At 63.6% G+C, this 7,904-nt stretch carries 9 protein-coding genes; 5 read left to right on the top strand and 4 right to left on the bottom strand.

Going from position 1 to position 7,904, the window contains the following annotated elements:
* Positions 1-111, bottom strand: a 111-nt coding sequence (locus I8746_RS26665) for a thiamine pyrophosphate-binding protein (protein ID WP_221101207.1), incomplete at its 3' end; no start/stop codon positions are given.
* Between the two features lie 185 nt (positions 112-296).
* Between I8746_RS26665 and I8746_RS26660 the strand changes: the two genes are divergently transcribed.
* Positions 297-1,178, top strand: a complete 882-nt coding sequence (locus I8746_RS26660) for a LysR family transcriptional regulator (protein WP_004374921.1) — start codon at positions 297-299, stop codon at positions 1,176-1,178.
* Here the strand turns inward: I8746_RS26660 and I8746_RS26655 are convergent.
* Positions 1,163-1,822, bottom strand: coding sequence for an alpha/beta hydrolase (locus I8746_RS26655; RefSeq protein WP_012052225.1), 660 nt, complete (start codon positions 1,820-1,822; stop codon positions 1,163-1,165). The two genes, I8746_RS26660 and I8746_RS26655, sit on opposite strands and share 16 nt — an antisense overlap.
* 267 nt (positions 1,823-2,089) lie before the next feature.
* Between I8746_RS26655 and I8746_RS26650 the strand changes: the two genes are divergently transcribed.
* From I8746_RS26650 to I8746_RS26640, 3 genes are all read left to right on the top strand, one after another.
* A complete protein-coding gene (locus tag I8746_RS26650) occupies positions 2,090-3,274 on the top strand; it encodes an MFS transporter (protein WP_033725485.1) in 1,185 nt (394 codons plus the stop codon).
* A 62-nt stretch (positions 3,275-3,336) separates the two neighbouring features.
* Positions 3,337-4,188, top strand: coding sequence for a LysR family transcriptional regulator (locus tag I8746_RS26645; protein ID WP_221101206.1), 852 nt, complete (start codon positions 3,337-3,339; stop codon positions 4,186-4,188).
* A gap of 96 nt (positions 4,189-4,284) precedes the next feature.
* Entirely contained in the window at positions 4,285-5,280 is a 996-nt protein-coding gene (locus tag I8746_RS26640; protein ID WP_221101205.1) for an aldo/keto reductase, read from the top strand.
* Here I8746_RS26640 and I8746_RS26635 read toward each other — a convergent pair.
* A complete protein-coding gene (locus I8746_RS26635) occupies positions 5,273-6,535 on the bottom strand; it encodes an ATP-binding protein (protein ID WP_088513135.1) in 1,263 nt (420 codons plus the stop codon). The two genes, I8746_RS26640 and I8746_RS26635, sit on opposite strands and share 8 nt — an antisense overlap.
* Positions 6,532-7,233, bottom strand: a complete 702-nt coding sequence (locus I8746_RS26630) for a response regulator transcription factor (protein ID WP_190869196.1) — start codon at positions 7,231-7,233, stop codon at positions 6,532-6,534. Before I8746_RS26630 ends, I8746_RS26635 begins: the two co-directional genes overlap by 4 nt.
* 197 nt (positions 7,234-7,430) lie before the next feature.
* On the opposite strand from I8746_RS26630, the gene I8746_RS26625 reads away from it, so the two are divergent.
* A partial coding sequence (locus I8746_RS26625; RefSeq protein WP_311044817.1) for a POTRA domain-containing protein occupies positions 7,431-7,904 on the top strand: 474 nt, incomplete at its 3' end.

Genomic DNA, 7,904 nt, shown 5'->3' with positions numbered 1-7,904 from the left:
CTTGCGCAGGGATTCGAGCAGGTCGAGGTTTTCCTCACCGGGAATGCCGAATACATACTCGACACCTTCGTTTTCCAGGCATTGCACAACGACATCGGCGGCCTTGGCCATTTGGGGTACTACCTCAAAATCTTTGTGGGATTGCAGATTTATTAAGCTGCGTGACTGAGATGTTGCAGGATGTCTCAGTGGCGCGCATCGTAGGCCCTCTGGTTAATAATAATAAATATATTGTTATGATGCTTAGCATCACAGTTCGTTATGAATGCATCTCGCATGAAAGGTAGCACCCCTCAATGAACCTCAAGGCATTGCGCTGCTGTGTCGAAATCGTCCGGCAAGGCAGCTTCACCAAGGCCGCGCAGCACCTGCACATCGCCCAGCCCGCGCTGAGCATGGCCGTCACCCGGCTGGAAGAAGAACTGGGGGTAACCCTGTTCAACCGCACCACACGCAAAGTGATCCTCACGGCAGAAGGCGAGCAGTTCTTGCCGCGCATTGCCTCTGCCCTGCGCGAAATGGACGTTGCCCGGCAAGAACTGCGCGACATGGCCGACCTCAAGCGCGGCGAAGTGCGCCTGGGTATCCCGCCGATGTTCGGCCTGCACTACGTCCCCGGGTTGATGAACGCCTTCCGCAAGTCGTACCCGGGCATTGCCATGACCGTGTTCGAAGGCAGTGCCGAAGACATTGGCCATCGCCTGGAGCAACGGGAAATCGACCTGGCGCTGCTGGAGTCCCGGCGCGTACCGCCCGACAAGGAGTCGATCCTGCTGGGCAGCGACGAGATGCTGGCGTGCATGCACCCGGATCACCCCTATGCCGGCAAGGCCTACCTCACCGCCGAAGACCTGCGCAATACCGACATGGTGGTGTTCGATCGCACCTTCGTTCAACGCCATCTTCTGGATGCGTTCTTCGCCGAACATGGCATCACTTACCAGGTGGCGCTACAGAGCAACTTCGTCTCGCTGGTGGTGCAGGCCGCGCTGGACAACATGGGGGTGGCGACCCTGCTGCGCTCGGTGCAGCAACGCACGCCAGGCATCGTCGGCGTGCCGTTCCGGCCAGCACAGCAGATGAGTTTCCGCTTGTGCTGGCGCTCGGGGGAATACCTGTCGCTGGCCAGCAAGCGGTTCATCGACTTTGCTGCACAGACGCATTACCTGGAGCGGTGAGGGCCAGTCTTCTGGGCGAGATGAGCAATCACCTGCTCCGCAGCACGCCCCAGGCAGCCTTTGAAAAAGTGATTGGCACCGGCGTATACCGACACTGCCCGTTGTTCAGGGCCAGCCCATTGCAGCAGGTTGGCCAGCGGTGCCATTTCATCCTGTTCACCATGGAGTAACAGGCAATCCCCAGGCAGCGGCAATGGCTCGTAATAGCGCCCTCCCGGTACATCCCCCACCGGCAGCCCCATCAATGCGACTGCCTGCAACTGCCCTTCCAGCGCACAGGCAACCCGGGCGAACACGTAGGCCCCAAAGGAAAACCCGACCAGCGCTACCGGCAGCTCGGGCTGTTGCTGGTTGAAGTGACGGATGACCGCGATGCAATCCTCGGCTTCACCGATGCCCTGGTCGTGCGCGCCTTGCGTCTGCCCCACCCCACGAAAGCTCGGCCGTACCACTTGCCAGCCGGCTGCGCGCAGCTGCCGTGCCAGGGTCAGTGGCACGATATGCCGTGGGCTACCGCCCAGCAGCGGTTGCGGATGGCTGACCAGCACCAGCCCTTTGGGTGGTCCGTCGGGGTAGTCGATCAACAGCTCGATCTGGCCGACGGCCCCATCGATAAGCAGCGGGTTGCGCGGGGTATCTGACATTGCAGTTGTCCTTGTGAACCGAATGTGTGGCGCGTGTACTCACCGTTTGCCGAGCGTTGGCGCGTCACCGCCCGCAGTCTAAAAGAGCAGGCGTACCCGCTGCCACAGGGTCCCGTCACTTCAGCCAGGGGCGTAGCAAGCGCGCCCGCACTGAGCAGGAAACGGGCTGCAACGTCGCGGCAGCCGGGGCAGCATCCTCGACGTTGCAGCCATCGATTGACTATTATCCCGCCTTGAACGTTTCAGCATGTTTCAATAGGGATACAAATGTCAGTCCAGGAACGCCCCCCGCTCCCCAGTAAACACACCGTCGCCAAGATGGAAGCCGCCATGGCACTGGGCAGCTTTGCCATCGGCACCGGCGAATTCGCCATCATGGGCCTGATGCCCGACATTGCCAGCAATTTGCAGTTGAGCGAGCCGCAGGTGGGCCATGCCATCAGCGCGTATGCGCTGGGGGTGATGGTTGGCGCACCGACACTGGCCATTCTCGGTGCCAAACTGTTGCGCAAGCACATGCTGCTGCTGTTGATGCTGCTGTATGCCGTGGGCAACCTGGCCACGGCCTTTGCCCCCTCGTTCGGTGGCCTGGTCACATTTCGTTTCATCAGCGGCCTGCCCCACGGCGCCTACTTCGGCATTGCCGCAGTGGTCGCCTCGAGCATGGTCGCCAAGGATCAGCGCGCGGGGGCGGTTGCCCGGGTAATGATGGGCCTGACCTTGGCCATGTTGCTCGGCAACCCGGTTGCCACCTTCCTGGGCCAGTACTTCGGTTGGCGTTCGGCATTCGTGCTGGTCGGCGCGATCGCCCTGTGCACCATCGCCCTGGTCTGGCGTTTCGTGCCCCAGCGCCACGACGAAACACGCAGCGACCCGCGCAAGGAGCTACAGGCCTTTGCCCTCCCACAGGTATGGATGGCGCTGGCCATCGCTTCGATCGGTTTTGCCGGCATGTTCTGCGTGTTCAGCTACCTGGCACCGACCATGCTGCACGTGACCCAGGTGTCGCCACAGTGGATTCCGTTCGGTCTGGCGGCGTTCGGCGTGGGCGGTATCGTCGGCAACATCGCTGGCGGCAAGCTGTTCGACCGTCTGCAGTTCCGCGCCGTGGGCTTGGTACTGATGTGGTCGGTCGCCGTGCTGCTGTTCTTTACCTTCGCCGCCCAGGCGCTGTGGAGCCTGCTGCTGGGCATCGGCCTGGTGGGCACCATGATCGCCCTGGCGGCACCGCTACAGATCCGCCTCATGGACATTGCCCACGAGGCGCCTAGCCTGGCAGCGGCGTCGAACCATGCGGCGTTCAACCTGGCCAATGCCCTGGGGCCATGGCTGGGAGGCATGGCGATCACTGCCGGCATGGGCTGGACCAGCACCGGGTACATCGGCGCCGCGACTGCGCTGGTTGGCCTGGGCATCTACCTGGTGGCGCGGCGGATGAAAGGCGGGCATTGAAGCCGGCAGGGTCATAAAGGGTTACCCTACCCCTTTTAGCACCCGCCACTGCCGAGTCATTCATGTTCGATTGGGAAGACCTGCGCCATTTCTCCGCCTTCAGCTCGGCCGGCTCGCTGTCGGCCGCTGCCAAGACCCTGGGTGTCGACCACGCCACCGTGGCCCGGCGCATCGCCTCGCTCGAAGCTTCGCTCAAGCTCAAGCTGGTCGACCGACGTCCCCGCGCCTATGCCCTCACCCACGAAGGCCAACGCGTTGCGGAACTCGCCGAGCAGATGGCCATGTCCTCTTTTGCCCTGGCGCATTTCGCCAGCGCCGGCCAACAGACAGTGGAAGGCGAAGTGGTGCTCTCGGCACCACCGGCGCTGCTGGGCAGCATCGTCGCCCGGCGCCTGGGCGAGCTGTACCAGCGCTACCCACAGCTGCGCCTGAAGCTGGTGGGCAGCAAATCCAAGGCATCCTTGGTTCGCCGCGAAGCTGACATCAGCATCGCCCTGGCGAGGCCGACAGAGCCAACTCTGGTGGCCAGCCTGCTGGGGCACCTGGATTACCGGCTGTATGCCTCGCCCGGTTACCTGGCCAGCGCAACGGTCAGGCGCTACATCGGCTACGACGCGTCTCAGGCCCGTTCCCCACAACAGCAATGGCTCAACCTCCAGGCCGGCCAACAGCCGTTCGCATTGCACAGCAATGACCTGCGCATCCAGGCCCAAGCCTGTGCCGGCGGCATCGGCATCGCCTGCCTGCCCGCGTTCATGGCACAGGAACACGGTCTGAAAGAAGCAGGCAGCGCGCAACAGACCATGAGCATCGAAATCTGGCTGGCCGTGCATGAAGACGTGCGCGCCACACCGCGGATCAAGGCGGTTACCGACTTCCTTCAGCAACAGGTGCGGCCGCTGCTACGCTTGTGAATTCTTGCAGATGGCGCATGCATCAATACGGAATTTTCGCACAACCCTGCCCGCGTTAGGCTAACTCCATCACTCACGCCCTTGAAGGAGACGACGATGCAGTACGTAAAGCTGGGTAGCACTGGGCTGGACATTTCAAGGCTGTGCCTGGGCTGCATGACCTTCGGTGAACCCGACGCCGGCACTCATCCCTGGACCTTGGGCGAAGACGCCAGCCGGCCGATCATTCGCCATGCCGTCGAGCAAGGCATCAACTTCTTCGACACTGCCAACAGCTATTCCGCCGGCACCTCGGAAATCATCCTCGGCAAACTCCTGAAGGAGTTTACCCGCCGCGAAGAAACCGTGATCGCCACCAAGGTGTTCTTCCCTGCCAACATGTGGGAAGGCGCCAGCCGGCCCAATGAGCAAGGCTTGTCACGCAAGGCGATCATGGCCAACATCGACGCCAGCCTCAGCCGCCTGGGCACAGACTACGTCGACCTTTACCAGATCCACCGCTGGGACTACCACACCCCCATCGAGGAAACAATGGAAGCTCTGCATGATGTGGTCAAGGCCGGCAAGGCGCGCTACATCGGTGCATCGTCGATGTATGCCTGGCAGTTTGCCAAGGCGCAGCAGGTAGCCGCCAGCCATGGCTGGAGCCGCTTCGTGTCGATGCAGAACTACCTCAACCTGATCTACCGCGAAGAAGAGCGAGAGATGATCCCGCTATGCCTGGATCAAGGCGTCGGCCTGATGCCCTGGAGCCCGATGGCGCGCGGCCGCCTGACACGACCGCAGGGGCAGCAAACCCAGCGCACGCGCACCGATGTGTCCGGGCAGTCGTTCTATGAAAAGACCGAGGTGGAGGACGGCCGGGTAATCGATGTGGTCGAGCAGATCGCCAGCGAACGGGGGGTGCCGATGGCCCAGGTTGCGCTGGCCTGGGTGCTGGGTAGGGCCGGCGTTAGCGCCCCTATCGTCGGCGCCTCGAAGCCCGCCCACCTGGACGATGCCCTGGGCGCACTGTCACTGCAGCTGAGCGAGGACGAGGTGGCGCGCTTGCAGGCCCCTTACGTTCCCCACGCGGTCACCGGCTTCAAGTAGCAATGGCTTGCGGCAGTTCGATGCGCACCCGCAAGCCCCCTGTGGCGGCGGCCAGCGCGGTGATGCTGCCACCGTGCAAGGCGATGGCACGCTGGGCGATCGCCAGCCCCAGGCCGAAGCCGTCGCTGCTGTCGGTGCCACGGTCGAACGGTTCGAAGATGCGCTGCAGGCGCGCCGGGTCGACGCCCGGGCCATGGTCGCTGACGCACACCTGCAACCATTGCCCACCTGGTGCCGGTGCGGCCTCCACCAATACCGCCGTGCCGGGCTTGGTGTAGCGCACGGCATTGCGGATGACGTTCTCGAAAGCCCGGTACAGGAGCTCTTCATGGCCATGCATGAGAAACGCACCCTGAGCCAGCAAGGACACCTGGCACTGCTTCATGCCTGCCTCGAAACGGGCATCCTCGACGATCTGCGCCAGCAGTTCGACCACATCAACGCTGGCGAAGTCATTGTTGCCTTGACGGGACTGGGCACGGGCCAGGGTCAGCAGTTGCTCGATCAGGTCGTCCATGCGCCGCGACTCGCGCTCGACCCGCTCCAGCATGTCGGGCCGGTCGGGTTGCTGGCGCATCAGGCCAATGGCGGCATGCATGCGGGTAAGCGGTGAGCGCAGCTCATGGGAAATATCATGCAGCAGGTTCTGCTGGGCCTGCACCAGGGCCTTGAGCTGGCCGGCCATGCGGTCACAGTCCTCGGCCAGGTCGACGATTTCGTCACGGCGCTTGCCCAGCCGCGGCCTGACCCGCACATCAAAACGGCCTTGGGCAACCTGGCCCATGGCCTCGCGCAGCCAGGTCAGCGGCCGGGTCAGGTAAAAGCTGCACAACAGCGCGAACAGCGCGCTCATCACCGCCCCAGTCACGAACGGGCCAAGGTTGCGTGGGCGCGGTGCCATACCGACACGGGTGGCCACCGAAGCGCGCAGCACCAGCGGGCGGCCGTCACGGTCGAGCAGTGCCTGCTCGAAACGCGCCACGTGCACCGTTTGGCCAGCCAGCAAGCGGCCTTGATCGTCGTAAAGGCCTACTTGCACATCCTGCGGCTGTGGCGACACGTCCAGCAACTGGCGGCCGGCCCGCTCGCCATACCGTTCGAGCAATTGCAGCTCAGTGGCCAGCAGCGAACGCAGCCCGGGGGTATCGCCGCGCAGTTCATTGAGCATGAAGGCCCCCGCCCCCACCAGGAAGGTCAGGGTGTTGGCCAGCCAGAACGCCAGGAACAGCTTCCAGAACAGACGCCGGCGCATCATTCGACGATCAGCATGTAGCCCATGCCGCGCACGCTCTGGATCCAGCTGCTGCCATCGGCACGCGGGCCAAGTTTTTGCCGGATGCTGCTGACGTGCACGTCGATGCGTCGGTCATAACGGGTCAGCGGCCGGCCCAGGGCATTGAGCGACAGGTCCTGCTTGCTGACCAGCTGACCGGCCTGGCGCGCCAGGGCTTCGAGCAGGCTGAACTCGGAGCCGGTCAATTCCAGCGTGGCTGCGCCCCAGCGTGCCTCGCGCCGCCCCGGCCACATTTTCAATGCACCGCTGCGTACCTGTTCAGGTACCTCGGGCGCGCTGGTATCACCCATCAGGTGTGGCTTCACGCGGCGCAGTATCGCCCGCAGGCGCGCCACCAGCTCGCCAGGAGAGCTGGGCTTGGGTACATAGTCGTCGGCACCCAGCTCCAGGCCGGCGATGCGGTCGATGTTGTCGCCACGGGCAGTCAGCAGCAGTACCGGCACCTGGCTGCGCGCGCGCACGCGGCGTAACACTTCGATGCCCGAAATGCCGGGCAGCATGACGTCCAGCACCACCACCTGGAAGTTACCGGACAACGCCTGGGTCTCGCCTTCTTCGCCGGTGTCCACGGCCATTGCCTGGAAGCCTTCGCGCGCCAGGTACAAAGAGAGCATTTCGGTCAGTTCGCGGTCGTCGTCGACCAGCAGCACAGGGATCATCAGGGCCAGATATCGCAATTGCAGGGGGGGTAATGATCGCCCTACGCGCCGGCACTGTCACCGCCGGCCGGTCGGACTTTACACATCTTTACCCTCGGCTAACCGCGCCGTACACAGCCCGCCCGTATCCTCATCGCCCGCTGCTTGCGGGTTGCCCGCGCTCGCCTCCCTCCAAATCCGCTTGTCTGGAACCCCCGATGAACTACCCGCGCCTGTTGCTCTCCATCCTGCTGCTGAAAGCCACGCTGGCCCAGGCCTCACCGTTCAGGATCGCCGACATTCGCGTCAACGGCCTGCAGCGGGTTTCCGCCGGCAGTGTGTTCGGTGCCTTGCCGCTGAACGTTGGCGACCAGGCCGACGACCGCCGCCTGGTGGACTCGACGCGTTCCTTGTTCAAGACCGGGTTCTTCCAGGACATCCAGTTGAGCCGCGATGGCAATGTGCTGATCATCAACGTGGTCGAGCGCCCGTCGGTATCGAGCATCGAGATTGAAGGCAACAAGGCGATCAGCACCGAAGACCTGATGAAGGGCCTGAAACAATCGGGCCTGGCCGAAGGCGAGATCTTCCAGCGTGCCACCCTCGAAGGTGTGCGTAATGAGCTGCAGCGCCAGTACGTGGCCCAAGGGCGCTACTCGGCCGAGGTCGACGCCGAGGTGGTGCCGCAGCCG

It is taken from the genome of Pseudomonas sp. USTB-Z (assembly GCF_019691255.1).
Taxonomy (GTDB): Bacteria; Pseudomonadota; Gammaproteobacteria; order Pseudomonadales; family Pseudomonadaceae; genus Aquipseudomonas; species Aquipseudomonas alloputida.
This window is presented reverse-complemented; position numbering and strand designations above follow the sequence as displayed.

Bases quoted from the DNA above. Each gene is read 5' to 3' on its own strand.
- I8746_RS26660 (WP_004374921.1), top strand. From the start codon at position 297: ATGAACCTCAAGGCATTGCGCTGCTGTGTCGAAATCGTCCGGCAAGGC.
- I8746_RS26655 (WP_012052225.1), bottom strand. From the start codon at position 1,822: ATGTCAGATACCCCGCGCAACCCGCTGCTTATCGATGGGGCCGTCGGC.
- I8746_RS26650 (WP_033725485.1), top strand. From the start codon at position 2,090: ATGTCAGTCCAGGAACGCCCCCCGCTCCCCAGTAAACACACCGTCGCC.
- I8746_RS26645 (WP_221101206.1), top strand. From the start codon at position 3,337: ATGTTCGATTGGGAAGACCTGCGCCATTTCTCCGCCTTCAGCTCGGCC.
- I8746_RS26640 (WP_221101205.1), top strand. From the start codon at position 4,285: ATGCAGTACGTAAAGCTGGGTAGCACTGGGCTGGACATTTCAAGGCTG.
- I8746_RS26635 (WP_088513135.1), bottom strand. From the start codon at position 6,535: ATGATGCGCCGGCGTCTGTTCTGGAAGCTGTTCCTGGCGTTCTGGCTG.
- I8746_RS26630 (WP_190869196.1), bottom strand. From the start codon at position 7,233: ATGATCCCTGTGCTGCTGGTCGACGACGACCGCGAACTGACCGAAATG.